General features: G+C 50.3%; 17 protein-coding genes, 1 pseudogene and 1 riboswitch. Of the genes and pseudogenes, 15 read left to right on the top strand and 3 right to left on the bottom strand.

Annotation, left to right across the window (positions count from 1 at the left end):
* Nucleotides 1–335 (bottom strand): annotated as a pseudogene (locus ON064_RS10550) (class F sortase); the annotation flags it as partial.
* A 371-nt stretch (nucleotides 336–706) separates the two neighbouring features.
* Here ON064_RS10550 and ON064_RS10545 point away from each other — a divergent pair.
* The 6 genes from ON064_RS10545 to ON064_RS10520 all read left to right on the top strand — a co-directional run bounded on the left by ON064_RS10545 (nucleotide 707) and on the right by ON064_RS10520 (nucleotide 6,559).
* Complete coding sequence (locus tag ON064_RS10545; protein ID WP_121298858.1) at nucleotides 707–1,285, top strand: RNA polymerase sigma factor; 579 nt, start codon at nucleotides 707–709, stop codon at nucleotides 1,283–1,285.
* The gene (locus tag ON064_RS10540; protein WP_274624730.1) at nucleotides 1,266–2,015 is read left to right on the top strand and encodes an anti-sigma factor; all 750 of its coding nucleotides are present in this window, start codon (nucleotides 1,266–1,268) and stop codon (nucleotides 2,013–2,015) included. The genes ON064_RS10545 and ON064_RS10540 overlap by 20 nt, the downstream gene beginning before the upstream one ends.
* A gap of 241 nt (nucleotides 2,016–2,256) precedes the next feature.
* Nucleotides 2,257–3,165 carry an SDR family NAD(P)-dependent oxidoreductase gene (locus ON064_RS10535; RefSeq protein WP_274624729.1) on the top strand — a complete coding sequence of 303 codons (909 nt, stop codon included), beginning with the start codon at nucleotides 2,257–2,259 and terminating at the stop codon, nucleotides 3,163–3,165.
* A 17-nt stretch (nucleotides 3,166–3,182) separates the two neighbouring features.
* Nucleotides 3,183–4,070 carry an SDR family NAD(P)-dependent oxidoreductase gene (locus tag ON064_RS10530; RefSeq protein WP_274624728.1) on the top strand — a complete coding sequence of 296 codons (888 nt, stop codon included), beginning with the start codon at nucleotides 3,183–3,185 and terminating at the stop codon, nucleotides 4,068–4,070.
* A gap of 150 nt (nucleotides 4,071–4,220) precedes the next feature.
* Nucleotides 4,221–4,859, top strand: a complete 639-nt coding sequence (locus ON064_RS10525) for a Yip1 family protein (RefSeq protein ID WP_274624727.1) — start codon at nucleotides 4,221–4,223, stop codon at nucleotides 4,857–4,859.
* Between the two features lie 296 nt (nucleotides 4,860–5,155).
* Nucleotides 5,156–6,559, top strand: a complete 1,404-nt coding sequence (locus ON064_RS10520) for an LVIVD repeat-containing protein (RefSeq protein ID WP_274624726.1) — start codon at nucleotides 5,156–5,158, stop codon at nucleotides 6,557–6,559.
* Here the strand turns inward: ON064_RS10520 and ON064_RS10515 are convergent.
* Nucleotides 6,556–7,404 carry a DUF2382 domain-containing protein gene (locus tag ON064_RS10515; protein WP_274624725.1) on the bottom strand — a complete coding sequence of 283 codons (849 nt, stop codon included), beginning with the start codon at nucleotides 7,402–7,404 and terminating at the stop codon, nucleotides 6,556–6,558. The two genes, ON064_RS10520 and ON064_RS10515, sit on opposite strands and share 4 nt — an antisense overlap.
* A gap of 339 nt (nucleotides 7,405–7,743) precedes the next feature.
* Here ON064_RS10515 and ON064_RS10510 point away from each other — a divergent pair, with 339 nt between their 5' ends.
* Together ON064_RS10510 and ON064_RS10505 are read left to right on the top strand one after the other, a co-directional pair.
* Nucleotides 7,744–8,634: a cell wall-binding repeat-containing protein gene (locus ON064_RS10510; RefSeq protein WP_274624732.1), complete on the top strand. Its 891-nt coding sequence runs from the start codon at nucleotides 7,744–7,746 to the stop codon at nucleotides 8,632–8,634.
* 132 nt (nucleotides 8,635–8,766) lie between these two features.
* Nucleotides 8,767–9,603 carry an STAS domain-containing protein gene (locus ON064_RS10505; protein ID WP_274624724.1) on the top strand — a complete coding sequence of 279 codons (837 nt, stop codon included), beginning with the start codon at nucleotides 8,767–8,769 and terminating at the stop codon, nucleotides 9,601–9,603.
* A gap of 42 nt (nucleotides 9,604–9,645) precedes the next feature.
* Here ON064_RS10505 and dapA read toward each other — a convergent pair whose 3' ends face one another.
* On the bottom strand, nucleotides 9,646–10,536 hold the full coding sequence (gene dapA / locus ON064_RS10500; RefSeq protein WP_274624723.1) for a 4-hydroxy-tetrahydrodipicolinate synthase: 891 nt from the start codon (nucleotides 10,534–10,536) through the stop codon (nucleotides 9,646–9,648).
* A 126-nt stretch (nucleotides 10,537–10,662) separates the two neighbouring features.
* A riboswitch (Lysine riboswitch) is annotated at nucleotides 10,663–10,841 on the bottom strand.
* Between the two features lie 150 nt (nucleotides 10,842–10,991).
* Between dapA and ON064_RS10495 the strand changes: the two genes are divergently transcribed.
* From ON064_RS10495 to ON064_RS10465, 7 genes are all read left to right on the top strand, one after another.
* Nucleotides 10,992–11,588: a phage minor tail protein L gene (locus ON064_RS10495; RefSeq protein WP_274624722.1), complete on the top strand. Its 597-nt coding sequence runs from the start codon at nucleotides 10,992–10,994 to the stop codon at nucleotides 11,586–11,588.
* A 59-nt stretch (nucleotides 11,589–11,647) separates the two neighbouring features.
* Complete coding sequence (ypfJ, locus tag ON064_RS10490; RefSeq protein WP_274624721.1) at nucleotides 11,648–12,469, top strand: KPN_02809 family neutral zinc metallopeptidase; 822 nt, start codon at nucleotides 11,648–11,650, stop codon at nucleotides 12,467–12,469.
* A 129-nt stretch (nucleotides 12,470–12,598) separates the two neighbouring features.
* Nucleotides 12,599–13,765 (top strand): TraB/GumN family protein, encoded by a 1,167-nt coding sequence (locus ON064_RS10485; RefSeq protein WP_274624731.1) that lies wholly within the window; start codon nucleotides 12,599–12,601, stop codon nucleotides 13,763–13,765.
* Nucleotides 13,766–13,917: 152 nt separating this feature from the next.
* Nucleotides 13,918–14,163: a hypothetical protein gene (locus ON064_RS10480; protein ID WP_274624720.1), complete on the top strand. Its 246-nt coding sequence runs from the start codon at nucleotides 13,918–13,920 to the stop codon at nucleotides 14,161–14,163.
* A gap of 107 nt (nucleotides 14,164–14,270) precedes the next feature.
* A complete protein-coding gene (locus ON064_RS10475) occupies nucleotides 14,271–17,384 on the top strand; it encodes an efflux RND transporter permease subunit (protein ID WP_274624719.1) in 3,114 nt (1,037 codons plus the stop codon).
* A 175-nt stretch (nucleotides 17,385–17,559) separates the two neighbouring features.
* The gene (locus tag ON064_RS10470; RefSeq protein ID WP_407951608.1) at nucleotides 17,560–18,912 is read left to right on the top strand and encodes a DHA2 family efflux MFS transporter permease subunit; all 1,353 of its coding nucleotides are present in this window, start codon (nucleotides 17,560–17,562) and stop codon (nucleotides 18,910–18,912) included.
* Between the two features lie 126 nt (nucleotides 18,913–19,038).
* Nucleotides 19,039–20,241, top strand: a complete 1,203-nt coding sequence (locus ON064_RS10465) for a NupC/NupG family nucleoside CNT transporter (RefSeq protein ID WP_274624717.1) — start codon at nucleotides 19,039–19,041, stop codon at nucleotides 20,239–20,241.
* Nucleotides 20,242–20,341 lie beyond the last annotated feature (100 nt).

The following is a 20,341-nucleotide window of genomic DNA, read 5'->3' as shown; positions in this document are numbered from 1 at the left end:
ACGCCGGTTTCTTCAATCGCGGCATCGATGCCTATGGAAGGAATCGAAATGCGTGTAGGCTTCATGCCTTGAAGATTGTCCATCCGTTCTTGGCGCAGTTCAGCCAGCTTTTCTTGCTGTGCCGGGCGCACCGGAAATTCAGCGATCTTATCCTTGTACTGCGTATCGAGGCGCTCACTCGGCGTTTTTTGTTCTGCCGGTTTGGCTGCGGTCTGCGCGGTCTCCTGTTGTTTGGTTTCGGGTTTTGCGGGATTATTTCCATTCAGTGGATCTAAAATGAAAAATAAGGTGATACAAAGTGCTGTGGCCAATCCCATGATTAAATATTGTCTCATCTGCACATCCACCTTTCGTGGTCCGATAATTGATTGCTTCATTCATAAGTAATTTCAGTCAGTTGCGTGTCAGAAAGTCTGAATCACTTAACTGCATCGCTTTCATTAGTATAACGCTTATATAGATATAACGTGGAATCCGGCTGTTTAGATCACTTCTATATAGGTGTTTTTGAAAAAATGTGACAGGTGCAAAACCAGCCGTTTGCGCAATCGGCCGATTCGTTAATTGGAATAAAAATAAAGGAAAAGTGAACTAATCACGCTTGTTCTGCGTTGAATAGATAACAAGCAAAACAGAGTCAATTAAGCTAAATGCCGCGGAATATAGTAAGCTAGGTATACGAAATCTGTAACAAAGGGGAAACGGCATGGAAAAAATTTCAGACGCATTGTTATACGAGCGCGTCAGGGGAAAAGATAAGGATGCGCTCGAGGAATTGTACGACCGCTACGAAAAAATGTTATTTTCCTATCTATGCAAAATGACGGGAGACCGTGATTTGGCAGAGGAAGCGCTGCAGGAAGTATTCGTCAAAGTGTGGCGGGGAGTCGGCAGTTACGATGAGAGCAAAGGAAAGTTTGTTGCCTGGCTGGTGACGATGTCGCGCAATGCGGCAGTGGATTTGATCCGCAAACAGAAAAAACCTTCCGTTCCATTGGATGAAATCGCGGAAGTGGAAAGCACCGACTCTTCGGTTGAAGAAACGGCCGAATGGCAAGAGAAGAGCGAACAGATCCATCAAGCCGTCCGGCATTTATCGGAGGAACAGCAGAAAATGGTACATCTATTTTATTTCAAAGGTTATACGCATGAAACGATCGCAGAAAAATGCGGCATTCCGCTCGGTACCGTCAAGAGCAGGATACGCTTGGCATTGAAGAAATTGAAAACATCCTTGCAAATGGTGCAGGAAGGGGGAGTTCTGGATGACAAACGTGAATTGTGACCAATTGATCGATTATTTGAATGGTACTTTGAATGAACAAGAGCAAAAGCAGTTTGAAGCACATTTAGCGGAGTGTCCGGAATGTCGTGAAATCGTTGATGCGACAGGCGAACTCCCTTATCTTGCAGATCCGGTAGAACCGAATACAGGTATGAAGTCGCGTATTTTGGACGCGGTCTTCGACGAAGAGGAGCACCCGGCGTCTTTGGCAGAAGAGCGGACAAAACGCGACAGCCCGGCGCCTCCTGCCACCATGGCAAAGCGCGGGTTCAGAACATCAAAGTGGACACCGCTCGTCGCGGCAGCATTGCTCGTCTCGCTGCTCGGAAACGCCTACGCGTTTTACGAACTAAGCGATCAGCCCGACGCTCCAGCAGCACCTGAAGTCGCTTTTGAAACAGTGGATTTGCAGGCAAGCGAAGCATTTGAAGGAACAGGAACAGCTGCCTTGGTCCATGAAGAAGGGGCATTGAATCTCTTGGTGCAGGCAAATCAGCTGGAACCGACGAGCGGAGACCAAGTCTACCAAGTATGGCTGTTGAAAGATGGCCAGCCGATTCCGACTGGTGCGTTCACGCCGAGCCAGGAAAACGAAGGCGCGGTATTCTTCAGTCTCGATGAAAATACCGAAGGATGGGATACGATCGCAGTGACATTGGAGCCGAATCGCGGAAATACGATGCCACAGGGCGAAATCGTCCTGAGCGCAGCGATCGATCCAGAAGCTTAAAAGTATTTCGGCGTCTATATAGGATATTTATCAAGAGCGGCACTTATACGGGTGCCGCTCTTTTCTATGGAGAAAATCCCGATAACCCTCATCTAACGTAGGTGTATGGATCGGGTGGGAGGACAATAAATAAACCTTTAGAACTGTTCTTATCAATTGGCGTCTTGAAGCGTTTTCTATATGTTTAAAAGGGGTAAATAAATACAAAATTCTGTGCTTTTTTAAGAAGGAGGCGAGCGCTGTGGGGGCAAAGCAGTCGAATCAAGGCAAAGTGGTGGTCATTACAGGAGCGTCAAGCGGAATTGGCCGTGGGCTGGCGGAACGTTTGGCCGGTCAACAAGCGAAATTGGTCATTGCTGCCCGTAGGACACGGCTGATCGAAGAGCTCGCGGATTCGCTCGGGCCATTGGTCATTCCGGTGACGGCCGATGTCAGCAAGGCCAGGGATGTGGAAAGTTTGCACAGGGCGGCGGTGAATAATTTCGGGCGCATTGATGTGTGGATCAATAACGCAGGAATCGGGGTCTACGGGCCGTTTATCGATACGCCGCTGCGCGATTTGAACCGGACAGTGGAAGTGAATTTGCTTGGCACCATTTATGGCAGTCATTTTGCACTGCGCCGCTTCAAAGAACAGCAGGCTGGTATCTTGATCAATGTTTCCTCATTTGCGAGCAAGATTCCGATGCCTTATGGAGCTGCCTATACCGGCAGTAAATTCGGCGTCAGCGGATTGTCGAACGGCTTGTATGAAGAGTTCCGGCTCGAAGACTACCCGGATGTCCATATCTGTTCGATCGATCCATGGGTCACCGATACCCCGTGGACAGAGCATGCGGCTAATTATTCAGGTCATGAAATCCTCGTTGGGCCGCCGGATGATCCGGCTAAAGTGATCGATGCCATCCTTGGTTTGATCGATGAACCGAAAAAGACTTTGGAAGTCGGCGGCAAGGGAAAAGCGGCAGCCATTTTCGGACAGTTTATCCCAGCATTTGCAAAAGGGCTCAGCGGCCAGGAACTCAAGGATATGATCGAATCAGCACCAGCAGCGGAATTGACTTCCGGCAGCTTACACGAGCCGGTCGAAGAAGGAAGTGCGGTGTCAGGAGATTTGCGGGAACGCTTTGAACAACAAGAAGAACAGTGAAGAAAGGGGGAGGCGGCATGGCACAGGAAAAATCACGGCGCGGCAAAACGATCGTCATCACCGGCGCCTCCAGCGGGCTCGGCAAAGAAGTGGCACGGCAATTGGCGAAAGACGGCGCGAATCTGGTGCTGGCGGCGAGAAGCACCGGTTTAATTGAAGCACTGGCGAGTGAACTCGGGCCGAACGCCATTGCCGTGACGATGGATGTCAGCCGTGAAGCGGACGTCGCGTGGCTATTCGAGGAAGCCTTGACCAGCTTCGGAAAAATTGATGTGTGGATCAATAATGCGGGCGTTGGCGTAATCGGCCCGTTCACGGATATCCCGCTTGAAGACCTTGCACGCATGGTGGAAGTGAATGTCAAAGGAACCGTCAACGGCAGCCATTTTGCGCTTCGGCATTTCAAGGAAATCGGCAGCGGCACTTTGATCAATATCGGCTCTGTGGCGAGCGATGTGGCATTTCCTTATTTCACCGGCTATAGCGCTAGCAAGCACGCCGTCCTCGGTTTCAGCTCTGCACTCAATGAAGAAATGAAACTCGAAGGATATCACGACATCCACGTCTGTTCCGTGCTCCCGTGGGCGACCGATACTCCGTGGTTCGAACACGCCGGAAATTACTCGGGCCATGTGGTCGACATGAAACCGATGAACGATCCGATGCAGGCGGTCAAAATCATCATCGACTTGATCGATGAACCGAAAGAAGTCGTCGAAGTCGGGCGGAAAATGAAGAGCGTGCGTTTATTGACGCGGATTGCGCCGAAGATGCTGGAGAAGCGTTCGGCAAGATTCATCAAGATGAATTTAGAAAAAACACCGCCTGAAGCACCTCATAGCGGAGCATTGCACGAAACTGAACAGGCAACGAAAGAACCAGAAGACGGCAATCCGAAAGCTTAGGCAGCAGCTGCTTAAGCTTTTTTTAATGCCCATCAGCAAGCTTCTCTTCTTCCAGTCATTTACAAGTGTAGGAGAATGTGATTAGATGGAAATAAAAGGGGGAATTACTGATGAAGCATACAGAAAAAGGAAAAAAAGGCGGGCTGCTCAATGAATGAGCCGACTGCATATGCTGAACTGAATCCATTTACAGCCATCTGGACGCGCCCGCGCGAAACGGTGCGCTACGTCATCGAAGAAAAACCCACCAGCTTTATCGTTTTGCTATTGGTGTTGGTTGGATTTGCGGGCGCGCTTTCCGGAGCTTCCGGCGGAGAGGAAATGTTCCCTGCTATAGGTGTGATTTTTGGCGCCTTACTGCTCGGGCCGCTTTCTGCCATCGCTGGCATCGCCATCATCTCCGGTATTTATAAGCTATTGGGCAAATTGTTCGGCGGTGTCGGAACATATTCGGAAATGTTCCGTGCAGTCGTCACTTCGAGCATTCCGCAAATTTGGCTATTGCCGATGTGGCTGATTTGGCTGCTCACATCCCCTTCGACCTTCTATACAGAAATCGACCCCGCCATGTCAGAACCTGACACAGGGCTTGGCTTAGTCATCGGTTTACTGCTGCTGGCAGCCGTGATCATCGTCGGCATTTGGACATTCGTCATCCAGTGCAAAGCAGTCGGGGAAGCGCAGCGATTTTCAGCATGGAAGGGATTTTTTGTAGTGGTGATCCCGTCTGTACTGTTCGCAGTTGTCATCATTGCTCTATTGACACTGGTCCTGTTTGCTGCATTCTAATCCTCAATACTGAACAAATAAGAGAGTCGCCGCCTTTGTGCGTCGGCTCTTTTTTTGCATGTCGAGATTGATAGAAGACTCCTTTAAGGCTTTCAGGAAAACTAAAACAATTGGCTCATAAAGCTGTCAAAAGCAAAAATTGGCTGGAAGAAACTAGGCATGGAAACACAGAAGCGAGTATGACCATATATTTATCTTTTGTAATATTTAGAAAATTTTGCCTTATGCTATTGTATCGCTCTCAAATGACCTCTATACTTTATTCGACTAGCGAACTAAACCTTGGAGGGATTCTATTGAAAATTCATAAACCGTTTTTAAATGTAGCTTTGGCTTCTGCTCTCGTCTTCTCATTTGCGCCGTCTAGCATGGCACATGATGCACTGGATGGCAGTGATTTGTCGAAAGGGGAGCGTGCCGTTTTTTCCAATGAAGAAATGCTGAATTTAAGCGACGCCAGCATGTCGGGGTCGAAAAATGTCTCAAATTTGACTGAGTCAGCAGCTGTGCAGATCAAGGAATTGGCAGGCGTCCAAAATAACACGGCCGACGTCTACGCGCATAAAGGATTTGCATATCTCGGAACACATACGGCAAATGGCGGCAACGGCGGGGTCCGCGTCTTTGACTTGAAAGATCCGTCCAATCCGAAAGAAGTGTCGGTTTTCGGCCATGATGATGTAGCCGGAACTTGGCAGGAGAAAGTCATCGTCAAAAGCGTGAACACGGCTGATTTCAAAGGCGATCTGGCAGTGGTCAGCGTGCAGCAAAGAGACCGCCATGCGGATACGGCGGGAGGTTTCCTGCTATATGACGTAACCGATCCACACGCACCGAAAAAGCTGGGCTATTGGGAGACCTATGCGGATACACGCGGAACGCATGAATTGTATTTGACGATGCAAGGCGACCGCGCACTGGTCTTTGCCTCGAATCCGTATGCTGATATCTACAGCGACGGCGAAGAACACGATTTCCAGATCGTCGATGTTTCCGACCCGGCGAATCCCGAAACACTGTGGCAGTTCGACCCGCGCAGCCTTCCGGAAGTGCCTGACTCGTTCAATGGCTATAATTGGAACGCGCCGGACGGCAAAACACGCGCTGTCTTCAACCATAGTGTCATTACCGACCATAACGCACAATACGCTTACGTCTCGATGTGGGACCTCGGCACTGTGATTTTCGATATCCAGGATCCGGAGAACCCGGTGTATGTCGGCCGTACTGATTATTCTTCGGAACAGCAGGGAGCCGCCCATTCCGCAGCTCTTGCGAAAGGCGGAAATGTCCTGATCGAAACGCGCGAAGTGTCGACGCCTGTCAGAGCAGGCTATGAAGAATCTTATGGCTATACGCGAATCTTCGACATTAAAGATAAAGCGAACCCGAAACTGCTGAGCGAATTCAAAACGGATTTGACGGAAAAAGTGGAAGACGGCCCGACATTCGCCAATACTGTGCATGACCCGAAAGTTCACGGCAATACACTGTACTTGAGCCATTATGCAGGGGGCGTCTACATGGTGGACATCACGGACCCGAGCAATCCTGAGCAGATCGGCCAATACGTGCCGGAACAGGCCGATGTATGGGGCGTGTTCGTCGACCGTAATTACGTGTTGGCATCAGATATGTCGCAAGGCTTGAAAGTGCTGCAAAAAGGAAAAGGCCAAAAGCCGAACCCGGCTAAGCATTAATCCAGTGAAAAAAGACGATTCCGAAATCCGGAATCGTAGTTGTTTTCATCGATATCGACCGTCTCGCGCTGCACCGTTTCGCTGATATGCTTTGTCTCCTGGACTTTGCGTTTATGGACGATGACTTCTTCGCTGACGTATTTTACTTTGCGCACTTCCAAGCGTTCTTCAATGACGGGGATGTGCCAAAGGCCGTCTTTTTCGTAAGTCTCGGCGGAGCGGCCGCTTGCTTCATAATCCGACAGTTCCTGATTGACTGGGCGGCGTTCGACTTCGACTTCTTCCCGTTCATACGGAACATCCAATGTCTGTCGTTCTTCGACCGTATTTTTATGGATATCGACACTTCCGGATTCGACCCATTTCTTATCGACCGCCAAGCGTTCTTCATGAAGCTTCATCTGCTGTTCGTCGCTCAAATCGGGCGTTTCGGTTTTGGGGCGATTTTCCTGTGCGTGCCCATTGCTCGATAAGCTGGCTGCGGCAGCATCCAAGTTCTGGTAGTTCATGCCGTATTCGCTGTCGATGTAAAGCAAAATCTTGCCGCTTTGGATTTGTTTGTAATACTCGTCCGCTTCGGAATTAGAAAGGCCCATTTGTGTGAGCGCATCTTTTATCGGGTCTTCCCCAGAAACGAACGATTTGAACTTGTCCATGAAGTCGCCCTCATCCGTATTTAAATGCACATCCGTCTGCCCTTGTACCATCTGCAATTGCTGGCCGTTCAAAGCGACGACGTACATATCCTCTTCTTTGTATCCCTGTGCTTTCAATTCGCCGATCTCATGAATCACTTCCGCCTGCACATCGAATGTGCCGATCAGTTTATGGCCGTGTTTTTGCATGATAGCATCCTCCTGTAAGGTCAATGTTTTGCCGTGTCTGCGTTATGGCTTATGTACCCGGAAAGCAAAGCGTCGTAAACCTTGGGCATGGCTTGACGACTCGGATGAAAATGAAGGACAAGAAGCTTATAAATGAAAGAAGAATATAGGAAGTTAAGAAATTACTACTTCTTCATCCGCGTGGGAAAAGGCATTTGTGCCCACCGAAAAATATTTTCGTAACCCTATTGTAATGTTTGTAAAATATCATATAATTGGAAAAGAAATGAATACATTACAGAATGGGGAAATGATTAACGATGATTTACGGCAAAGTATTGAGAAGACAACTCCGACCGCATTTTTGGCAGCGATCGCTATCAGACAAGCCTAGAAGTTTCATGGACAGGGTGGGAAGATGGAGACGCGGAAACGGTTGTCGTTGCAACGGGCGCTGACTTCCCGGATGCTTTGGCTGCAACACCGCTTGCATCTTTTCATTTAGCTCCACTTCTTTTGACGAAAAAAGATTCTTTGCCTGCAGGCTTTGCAGATGAGCTCAAGCGCTTGGGCGCGAAAAACGTTATTTTAATCGGCGGTACTGGAGCAGTCTCTGAAAAAGTCGAAAATGAAATCGCGAAGCTCGACATTACAGTAGATCGCATCAGTGGTAAGAGCCGTTACGAAACTGCAGTGAAAATTGCTGAAGAATTAGGAATGGATGACTCTTTATTCGTTACGACTGGTGCAACCTTTGCCGATTCTTTGTCAATCTCCCCAGTAGCAGGTTATATTGAAGAACCGATTCTGTTAGTACCCGCTTCCGGCACCGTCCCAGCGGTAGTTGCGGACTATATTAAAGCGAATCAGCCAGAATTCCCGTTCATCATCGGCGGCGAAAAAGCAGTTGCTCCTTCAGTGGAAGCATTGTTCACGGAAGAACCGATGCGCCTTGCAGGTGTCAGCCGTTACGACACAAACAAAGCGATCAATGATTTCATGTATGAAAATGAGTTGTTCGATGAAACAGCTGAAATCTATATCGCGACGGGTACCAATTTCCCGGATGCATTATCAGGAAGCGCACTCGCTTCACTTTATCCAGATCCGCTTGTATTGACTGCCCCAACCCCTACAGCGGCGTCTAAACAACAAATTCAAGATTATTCGACACCGGATACTTTCCACTATATCCTTGGTGGAGAGAAAGCCGTTTCTTCTGAAACATTGAAAAAATTGTTCGCAAAATAACATCAAAAAATGCCTGCCATCCGGCGGGCATTTTTTTCTTAGTAAAAGCAAAAAGCTATTTCTTGTATAAAAAATTAGGTATAATGAATTCATTGCAAGAAATGAAGAATGCAGCAATTGACGGAGGTACCAATGGACAAAGAGATGGCGTTATTCGGTAAACGAGTGAAAGAAGAAAAATACATGATTGCAGGTTTGATTCAGGAGGAACGACATGCGGATTTGCCGAAAGAAATGCTGGAGCACAACAAGGAGTTTTCAGTACTAGTATTGGAAGAGCGTGTTCGCTTCATTGAGCTTCTCGGCAGATCGATGCAAAACAGCTGTTGGCAGGAAAAAATCATGGCGGATATGGCAGAGTGGGGAACTTCTACGGGAAACTTTTTCCTGGAACATGGCATGACTTTGGATGTAGCGCTCGCTGAAACGGCGCTTTACCGGAAGCATATTGCGACATTGATCAAAAGCGAAGGGCGGCGCCTGGATATTTCCCCGGAAATAACGTATGATGCGGCGGAATTATTGCATGCACTTCTGGACCATGCGACATATTCCTATACGTATGCGTATACGACTTCCTATCAACGCAATCTCGCGACAGCACGCCAGGAGTTTCTGGAATTGTCGGCGCCTGTCGTTCCAATCAGTGATTCGGTTGCTATCTTGCCGCTTGTCGGCAGCATCGAAATCGACCGTGCGCATTATATTTTGGAGCGCACGCTCTTATCGGCAAGTGAATTGAAAATCAGCACCTTGATCATTGATTTGTCTGGAGTAATCCGTGTTGATACAATGGTGGCCGAACAAGTCATCAAAATCATCCAATCGCTCGGGCTGATCGGCGTCGAAGCGGTGTTGACGGGAATCCGGCCGGAAACGGCGCAATCCTTGACGACACTCGGCGTGGATGTGCGGACATTGAACATCGGGGGCAGCTTGAAGCGCGCCTTGGAAAACGTCTATAACTGAAAAAAGCTTCGCAGACCCTGAAACGGATCTGCGAAGCTTTTATTAATTGGTGACCGCGTCCTGTTTAGCGGAAGGCAGGAATTGCTGCAACGTGGCGGTTTCTTCTTCTGTTAACGCGAGCATCGGCAAGCGCACGCCACCGACCGGTACGCCAGATAAGTTGAGTGCCGCTTTAACCGGGCTTGGGCTAGGTGCTGCGAACAACGCTTTCATCGTCGGCAGCAATTTGCGGTGAAGCGCGGCGGCTCCAGCTGTATCGCCTGTGCGGAACAATTTGATCATCTCCTGCATGTCATTGCCGATGATATGCGATGCGACCGAGACGATGCCTGTTCCGCCGACAGAAAGCATCGGCAAAGTCAGGCTGTCGTCGCCGCTGTAGACGGCAAAGTCACTGCTTGTGCGTTCGATGATTTCAGAAGCGGCGTCCAAATCTCCGCTTGCTTCTTTCACGCAGGTAATATTGTCTATAAGCGACAGGCGGACGATCGTATCGACCGATAGATTGACGACACTGCGGCCCGGGATGTTATAGAGCATGACCGGAAGCGCCGTCGCGTTTGCGATCGCTTCAAAATGACGGTACATGCCTTCTTGTGAGGGTTTGTTATAGTAAGGAGTGACGAGCATGATGCCGTCGACGCCTGCTTGCTCTGCTTGCTGGGTCAAGGCGACCGATGCGCGCGTGTTGTTCGAGCCGGTGCCTGCGATGATTTTCGCGCGCCCGTCTGCCACGGTGACGACATGGACGAACAGCGCCACTTTTTCATCTGTCGACAAAGTCGGCGACTCACCGGTCGTCCCGGCGACAACGATGCCGTCCGAACCGTTATTGATTAGATATTCCACGAGATTTGTTGTTGCCTGAAAATCGATTTCACCGTCTGAGTCGAATGGCGTTGCCATCGCAGTGATCACTTGACCGAATTTCATAGAGAACACACCCTTTTCTAAGTTTTTTTCAAAAGTTAGAGGTGGGGGCCGGTCCGGAGTAAACAAAAAGGCAGCAACGGGGGCCCGTTGCTGCCGTTAGAAACAATGTTTACCAATCGTTCCTGTTCGTCAGATAGCCCTCCATATAGTTTCCTATATGACAGTCCGGCACTTCTTCAGTGCAGAACCAGCGCACAGGAATATGAGCATCCTGCCGCTTCGGCAAATCCCCCTTTCGGCAATCGTCCTAAGAGCTCATACTCCTCGGATTGCGTACTGATGGTTTTTGCGCCTCTATCCTCGCTCCACTAAGGAAGCAAGAAATTATTGAATTAGCTGTAATATAACAGAAAGAAATGGGAATGGCAAGAGAAAAATCGTTTTTTATTTTGCAAAATGTGGGAATACAAAGCTGCAGCTTGAACTGCTCTCAATAGATCAAAGGAGGCAATTAAATGGACGATCATCAAATGGACCGGCAATTGAATATCCAAACGGGTGGCGAGCAGATGGGCTTTAATGCCTCGATGCATGAGCACCGGTTCGAAGTGACTCCCTATGCGTGGCTGGATAGATTGTTCAAGGCGCATCCGCTGAAGGGCAGCGGCAGGCTGGTCGATTTCGGGAGCGGCAAAGGGCGCTTGAATTTCTTTGCGCATCATGTATTCGGGACAGCGTCTGCAGGAGTGGAAGTCGATCCGTCGCTTCACGAGGCCTCGCTGCGGAATTTAAAGCGCTTTAAGGGGAAGGCGGACATCAAGTTCATCAATGGCTACGCGCAGGATTATGAAATCCAGCCGGATGACCGCTGGTTTTATTTTTTCAATCCGTTTTCCGATCCGGTGTTCATGACTGTGGTGGATCGGATTTTGGCCTCTGCTGTTGAGAACCCGCGGGAAATCGAAGTGATTTTATTTTATCCGGCGATTGAGTACACCGATTTCCTCGAACGGCGCACTGCTTTTGAATTGATCAGCGATATTGAGCTTCCAGTGGAGGCGGAAGATCCGCGTGAACGATTTTTGGTCTACCGCTTGCCGAGATGGGATTAAAGTTTCTAATGAAACGGGTATGGCTTTATTAAAATGGATGCGGAAAGAGGGTTTCGGTTATGAAATGGAAAGGGCGAGCGGGCAGCAGGAATGTAGAAGACAGGAGAGGGCGCGGTGTCGGCGGGCCGGTGGCCTTGTTGATCGTCCTGTTGATCGCGTTTCTCGGGGGTGACCCGGGAGCGATACTCGGAGATGGCGGAGGAGCTTCTACTTCGGAACCATATGTGGCAAGTGAGCGGGAAGAAGAACTGGCCGATTTCGTATCGGTTGTCCTCGCGGATACGGAAGAGGTGTGGGCGGAAGTGTTCGCTGAAGAAGGCATGGAATATGTCGAGCCGACTTTGGTGCTGTTTTCTGGAAGCGTCCAGTCAGCGTGCGGCATGGCCGGTTCTGCAACGGGGCCGTTTTATTGCCCGGCGGATTCCAAACTGTATATCGATTTGAGCTTTTACGATGAACTCGAGCGTCAGTTCAATGCACCCGGTGACTTTGCGATGGCGTATGTCGTCGCGCATGAAGTCGGCCATCACGTGCAGAACTTGCTTGGCGTGCTTGGAGATGTCCAGCAGGCGCGCAATCAGCTGAGCGAGACCGAATACAATCAATTGCAAGTGCGCCTGGAATTGCAGGCAGATTATTTATCGGGCGTCTGGGCGCATCATGCTCAAGGCATGGGCTATTTGGAAGAAGGCGACCTGGAAGAAGCCTTGACTGCGGCTAGCGCGGTCGGCGACGATACGATCCAGAAGCGCACGCGCGGCTACGCCGTTCCGGAAAGCTTTACCCATGGCACTTCCGAACAGCGCAAGGAATGGTTCTACAAAGGCTTCCGCGCCGGTGATTTGAATAGCGGCAATACGTTTAACGCGCCGGAATTATAAGCTTTCGAAAAGATTGATATTTTGCGCTTGGTGATTCATTATAAAGAATAGACAGTCTTTTTCATCGCAATGAAAAATGAAGAAGAAATCCTATTCTATGAAGGAAGTACACTCATGACACAAGAGATAATGACAGAAGACAATATTACCCGTCTCGAAGTGGGCGGCAAACAAGTGATTTTAATCGGCACCGCGCATGTCTCCAAACTGAGCGCAGAGCAAGTCAGAGAAGTCGTCGAGCGCGAACAGCCGGATTCGGTGTGCATCGAACTTGATGCCCAGCGCTATGAATCGGTCATGCAGGACAAGAAATGGAAAGAAACCGATATTTTTAAGATCATCAAAGACAAGAAGGCAAGCCTGCTATTGATGAACTTGGCGATTTCTTCGTTCCAAAACCGTTTGGCCGACCAGTTCGGCATCAAACCCGGCTCGGAAATGATTCAGGGCATCCGTTCGGCGGAAGAAACTGGGGCGGAATTGGTGCTTGCTGACCGCAATATCCAAGTGACGTTTTCACGCATCTGGGGCAATATCGGTTTGATGGGCAAGGTCCAATTGATTTCGTCCGTGTTCTTCAGCATCTTCAGCAAGGAATCGATTTCCGAAGAAGAACTGGAGAAGATGAAGCAACAAGATACATTGAACGCAGTGATGGACGATTTCACGAAAGCATTCCCGCGTATCAAAAAGCCGCTCATCGATGAACGCGACCAGTATTTGGCGCAGAAAATCAAAGAAGCTCCCGGGAACAAGGTCGTCGCAGTACTCGGTGCCGCGCACATCCCGGGCATCACGCGTGAAATCCATCAAGAGCAGGATTTGAAAGCGCTCAACGAGGTACCGAAGAAATCGAAATGGCCGAAAATCATCGGCTGGGCCATTCCACTGCTCATCTTGTCGATCATTGCGTATACGTTTTATGCAAACCCGGCAGCGGGCTTTGACCAGGCAATCAGCTGGATTCTTTGGAACGGCACGCTTGCCGCTATCGGGGCTGCGGTCGCATTTGGCCATCCGCTGGCGATTCTCACTGCTTTTGTCGCCGCACCGATTTCTTCGCTCAATCCGCTCGTTGCGGCCGGCTGGTTTTCAGGGCTGACACAAGCTTTTGTCCGCCGCCCGAATGTCGGCGATTTTGACACTTTGTCGAAAGATGTGTTCACGGTTAAAGGCTTTTGGGACAATAAGGTGACGCGTGTCTTGCTGGTCATCGTATTGACCAATCTCGGCAGTTCTCTCGGCACATTCATCGGCGGCGCGGACGTGCTGCGGCTGTTTTTCGAAAACTTATAAATCGTATTGTGAAGCTTCTGCGGGGAATTCCGCGGAAGCTTTTTATTAGTAATTCCACATAATAAAAATGTGTGAAAAATATCGGAAATGAATGATTTTTATCAAAAAAAGGAGTATAACTAAAGTATAAAACCGAACGGAGGCGCATGGAGATGGATTTCCTGTTGATGGGGATCTTATTGTGGTCGCTGGTGATTGCTGCACTGCTGCTCGGATTGTACGGAGTTTGGAAAAGATCGTGGAAAGCGTTGTTTTGGGGAGGGCTTGCATCACTTTTGCCGATGGGCCTCATCTTTATGGGTGATGACAGCTGGGTGTTCAAATTGAGCATCTTGCCGCCGCTTTTGATGTTCATCGGAGCGTATTTCTTGAAACAGCGGCGTCCTGAAAAAATTTAACCGAGAACCGGCCGGAAAATTTCGGCCGGTTTTTGAGCGTTTAAATTGGCGCTTTCTGTTTGCTGGTTATACAATAGTTATACAACAATCGGAGGGAGATAATCCTTATGCAGTACATACTCGAACGCAGTAAATTGTTCATTTTTTTGATTTTGATACTCATGCTGGTCGGGGTTTACACTTTCCTGACGCTGCCGCAGCGTGAAATTCCCGAAACGCCTCCGGGGCTCGTACTGGTCTCCACGATCTTGCCTGGCGCAGAGCCGGAAGAAGTGGAAACGAGCATCACGAACCCGATTGAAAGACAGCTGCAGAGCATTGATGGCATCGCGTCGATGAATTCCATTTCAGCGAATTCGGCTTCCATCATTACACTGGAAATCGAAGACGGCGTTGAACCTGAGGGCTTGATCAATACGATCCAGCAGCAGACACAGCGGGCAGCCGGCAGTTTCCCGGACCAAGCCCAGGACACCAGTGTTGAAAAGCTGGACCTGACTTTCCCGCTGGTTTCCTATATGTTCTACGGAGACCAAGTGGAACTTGCTGAACTCGAAGGGCCGCTTGCGGACTTGTCGGATGAAGTCGAAGCGGTATCCGGTGTTGCCGGTACGCAAATTAAAGGATTGAACGGCGAGCAGGTTGTCATCGAACTCGATGGGGATGCGCTCGCAGAAAATCAATTGCAGCCATTCGAAGTGCTTGAAAGTTTGCAGCAAGCGAATCAGCCGCTATCCCTTGGAACCCATAGCGACGGCGAGCAGCAATTCGTCTTGACGGTGCAGCAAAGCCAAGGCATCGAAAAACTGCGTGAACTGCAAGTCGGCCAAGCAGCGGTTCCGCTTGCTGATGTAGCGACGGTCGAATTGGCCGAAGTTCCGGCGGAAGACATCGTCACGTTCGAAGGCAAGCCGGCAATTTCCTATACCGTCTTTTTACAGACAGGGCAGGATGTGCCATCTGTCGATGACCGCGTCAGCGAAGTGATCGAAGGCTTCAATGAAGACTTGCCTGCGGGCATCTCAGCTGAACGCTATGTGTCACAGGCTGAAAACGTCAATGAGATTTTCAGCTCGCTTTATATTTCACTGTTGATCGCGGTGCTTGCAGTCTTGGTCGTCACCACTGCAGGATTGACGCTGTACGGAGCGTTTGCCGTAGCGCTCACAGTGCTCGCCTCCGTCTTGATCGGGCTCATCCCAATTCCGTCGCTCGGCGTCGATTTGAACCAGATTTCCGTCATTGGCTTGATTATCGCCATCGGGATATTGGTCGATGACAGCATCGTCGTCAACGATAATATCCAGCGACGCTATAAGCTTGGCGACAATGCAATGGCTGGGGCCATCAACGGTGTTCGGGAAGTCTACCCGTCGATTGTGTCGTCCAGTTTGGCGATTGTCGTTACGTTTTCACCGCTGTTATTGTTATCAGGCGGAAACGGTGCATTCATCAAAGCGCTGCCGAGTATTTTGATTACAACCATCTTGGCTTCGACGGTGCTGTCGATTACACTCGTGCCGATGATGCAGTATTTGCGTACGAAACGCAAAAAACGCAAAATTTCCGACACGCCGGGCTTCCTTGGCAAGCCGCTTGAAAAGCTTGCACAAGTGTATTCCGGAAAAGTGTTGAAAGGCGTTTTGAAACGCCCTTGGCTGACGGGAATCGGCGGATTGGTCATTGCGACAGCTTTGCTTTCGCTCGCCTTGTTCACGCCGTTTGAATTCTTCCCGGAAGCGGACCGTGAGGAAGTGACGATGAACGTACGTCTCGCCGAAGGCACAACCATCGAAGAAACCGATGCGTTCATCCGTGAAGTGACACAGGAAGTGGCGCAGGAAGATGGCGATGTGAATGAAACAGCTGTCTTCACCGGTGAAGGCTTGCCGAACTTGTTTGCTTCATCCATGGACAACACAGGCGCCAATACGGGCCAAGTGGCGTTCCGCATCGACCGTGAAGCGACTTCCGCTTCCGCGTTCATCGATAAATGGGAGCCGGAGCTTCGCGAACGCTACCCGGATGCAGAAATCTTCCTCGATACGATTGTTCAAGGGCCGCCAGTCGGCGCACCGGTGACAGTAACGGCAACGGGTGAAGATATCAATGAACTTGCAGCGCTGCGTGACACGCTGGAAGAAGAAATGCTCGCAAACGGTGCGACAGTCGTGACCGATAACCTCGGGGCTGCCGTGCCGGCGATTGAATATGTGCCGGAGCAGGGTGCGCTTGAAGACAATGGCATTGCCTTGTCGACGGTCACCAATCAATTGCAGCTTCTGACACAAGGCGTTCCGCTTTATACACTGTATGAAGGGCAAACACCTTACGATGTCATCTTGAAGCAAGCAGGCATCACAGAAGGCGAACCGATCGACCTTGCTGACTTCAGTTTGCCGGCTTCCAGTTCAGCGGCAAGCGGCGAAGAAGCAGAAGCCGGAGGCGAAGCAGGGCCGCCTGCTGCTGCACAGCCAGGACCGCCTGAATTGATCGGGCTGGACGAGCTATTGACAGCACAGGAAACGACGGCGCTTGCACAGATTCCGCATAGATCAGGAGACCGCGCCATCACGCTCCGTGCGTTCGGTGAAGCGGATGATTTCGAAGCACAGATGCTCGATGTCGTCGACAATGCACGCGCTGATTTGCCAGCGGGCTATGAACTATCCACTGGCGGCGAGAACTCCGATCAAGAAGCATTCTTTGCTGAAATTGGCATCTTGTTCCTAGTGGTGCTCTTGCTGGTTTACCTGGTTATCGCGTTCCAGTTCAAGTCGTTCGGCTTGCCGTTCCTTGTATTGATTGCCGTCTATCTCGGCATCTCGGGCGCAATTCTCGGCTTGTTCCTGACGCAGACGCCGCTCAGCTTCCTTGGCGTCATGGGGATCGTCTCCTTGACGGGGATTGTCGTCCGGAACGCGGTCGTGCTCATCGACTTTGTCGAAGCGCGCCGCCTGACAGGGGATTTCAACATCGAAGAAGCGATCATCGAATCCGGATATGCGCGCATCAAGCCGATCGTGCTGACGTCTTTGACTTCGATTGTGGCCTTGTTGCCGGTCGCATTTTCCGGAGACCCTTTGTTTGAACCACTGGCCGTGACAATCATTGCGGGGCTTACGTTCTCCGGGTTGTTCACATTGGTCATGATTCCGGCGCTGTATCTTCTATTCCATCGCATCGTCATCGCGCGCAAAGAGAAGAAACAATCCGCCTGATGGAAAGCTGCAGGGTCTTCGGACTTTGCGGCTTTTTGTTTTTTCACGGGGCAGAGTAAAGCTTGCCTGATGGGGTAAGCAGGAGAGAAAGGGCAATTTTTGAGAAAAGGGGGCGATGCGCTTGGGGACATTGGAATTAGAAGCGCGGCATAGGAAGCCGCTGCTCGCGGTATTGATGGCCGGCGTGTTTGTGGCGATACTCAACCAGACGCTGCTCGCCACCGCTTTGCCGCATATTATGGAAGATCTGGACATCACCGCTAATACGGCGCAATGGCTGACGACGGTATTCATGCTCGTCAACGGTGTCATGATCCCGATTACTGCTTTTTTAATCAATAAATACACGACACGCCATTTGTTTTTTGTCGCGATGGGCTTGTTCGCCGCCGGGACGATCATCTGTGCGCTCGCGCCTGGCTTTGCGACTTTGATGGTGGGGCGCATTGTCCAGGCCTCGGGTGCCGGCATCATGATGCCGCTTGCCCAGACAGTGTTATTCGTCATCTTTCCGATTGAAAAACGTGGCCAGGCGATGGGCATGTTCGGTTTGATCATTTCCTTCGCGCCGGCAATCGGGCCGACTTTATCGGGGTATTTGGTCGGTCAATACCCATGGCGATCTTTGTTCTACATCGTCATTCCGATCGCGCTCCTCGATCTGGCGCTGGCGTATTTCTTCCTGCGCAATGTGACGGAACGGACTTTCCCGAAAATCGATATCTTGTCGATCATGTTGTCGACCTTAGGGTTCGGCGGCTTATTGTACGGCTTTTCGAGTGCCGGGGCAGCCGGCTGGGGCAGCGTGTCAGTCATCGCGTCGATTGGTGTCGGGGCTGTCGCTTTATGGTTCTTTATCCGCCGGCAAGGGAGGCTCAAGCAGCCGATCCTGGAATTCCGCGTCTTTAAATATGGCTTGTTTACATTGTCGACGATCCTCAGCATCATCGTTTTCGTTACGATGATCGGCAGTGCCACGATCTTGCCGATCTACATGCAGGACATGCACGGATTTACCGCGCTTGAATCAGGGCTCATGCTGCTTCCGGGCGCTATTATCATGGGGCTTATGAACCCGATTGCGGGCCGTATTTTCGACAAAGTTGGCGGCAAATGGCTGGCGGTTGCCGGGCTGTCGATCGTCACCGGTTCGACCTTCCAGTTCACGATGCTGACGGCCGAGACGGCTTTCGTTTATTTGACTGTCATGCACGCGATCCGCATGTTCGGCGTCGCGCTCGTGATGATGCCCGTCACGACAGCAGGGCTCAATCAATTGCCGGACCATCTCATTCCGCACGGGACGGCGATGAGCAATACGATGCGCCAAGTGTCAGGCTCAATCGGCACGGCGCTGCTGGTGACAATCATGACCAGTGCAGCGCTGGATCCAGGCCGCTACGGCGTGGAAGGCTTGATCCGCGGGGTTAATATTTCATTTATGGTGACTGGGGTATTAAGTGCCATTGGTATCGTCTTGGCGTTCTTTATGAAAAATCCAAAGGCCCAGGAGCAAGGCGAGGGATGAGTGGAAGATGTCACAATATGTGCATTTACTTCTCCTTTTAGATTTGGTAAGATGTCTGACGACAGACAATGAATGATAAAAACTTGTTCAATTTTCTGATAAAACTACTTTTAATGAGGTGAAGTTGTGAATTTATTGTGGGGCATCTTCGGTATCATCGTCGTTCGCTTCTTGTTCTCTGATGGAAAAAAATCCATCAAGCCGCGGACGATTCTCGGCGGATTGGCCATACAGATTACATTTGCGTTCATGGTGCTGGAATGGGAACTTGGCAGACAAGCTTTGCTTGGATTGTCGCAAGGCGTCCAAAACATCATCAACTATGCTGGTGAAGGGATCGCGTTTGTATTCGGTCCTGCAGCGGACACAGAAGGATTCGGTTTCGTCTTCGCTTTCCAAGTGTTGACGATCATCATTTTCTTCTCGTCTTTAATTTCTGTGCTTTATTACTTGAACATCATGCAAGTGATCATCCGTTTACTTGGCGGGGCCTTGTCAAAATTGCTCGGCACGAGTAAAGCGGAATCGATTTCGGCAGCCGCCAATATCTTCGTCGGCCAGACGGAAGCACCGCTTGTCGTGCGTCCGTTCCTGCCAAACATGAGCAAGTCTGAATTGTTCGCGGTCATGACCGGGGGCCTTGCATCGGTTGCAGGTTCTACGCTTGCAGGCTATGCGCTTCTCGGTGTTCCACTTGAGTATTTGCTCGCTGCGAGCTTCATGGCGGCGCCTGCCGGTTTGATCATGGCGAAAATCATGATTCCGGAACAGGAAGAGATCGAAGAAAAAGAGTTTGTCATGGAAAAAGACGATCGTTCCGTCAACGTCGTCGATGCAGCTGCACGCGGGGCTTCTGACGGCCTTCAGCTGGCATTGAACGTCGGGGCGATGTTACTTGCGTTCATCGCGCTTATCGCATTGGCAAACGGTGTCCTTGGCGGCATCGGCGGCTGGTTCGGTGCTGAAAACATCACCATCCAAGGCATTCTTGGCTATATCTTCGCGCCGCTTGCATTCGCCATTGGTGTGCCATGGGTAGAAGCAGTACAGGCGGGCAGTTATATCGGGCAAAAGCTCGTCTTGAACGAATTTGTCGCTTATACGGCCTTTGCACCGGAAATTGCGAACTTGTCTCCAAAAACGGTCATCATCGTCAGTTTCGCACTTTGTGGATTCGCTAACTTCAGCTCACTCGCCATCCTTCTCGGCGGGCTCGGGGCAATGGCGCCAAGCCGCCGCCCGGAAATCGCGCGCCTTGGCATGCGTGCCATTGCAGCCGGTATGCTTGCGTCACTTTTGAGTGCAGCAATCGCTGGGATGTTCGTTTAAGCAATAGCTTCATATTTGATTACATCAAAAAACCGTTCGTTCCCTGTTTCATCTAATGTGATGAGTGAACTGAGCCCCATTTAGTGGACGATTTAATAAA

Source organism: Planococcus sp. A6 (genome assembly GCF_028823615.1).
Taxonomy (GTDB): Bacteria; Bacillota; Bacilli; order Bacillales_A; family Planococcaceae; genus Planococcus.
This window is presented reverse-complemented; position numbering and strand designations above follow the sequence as displayed.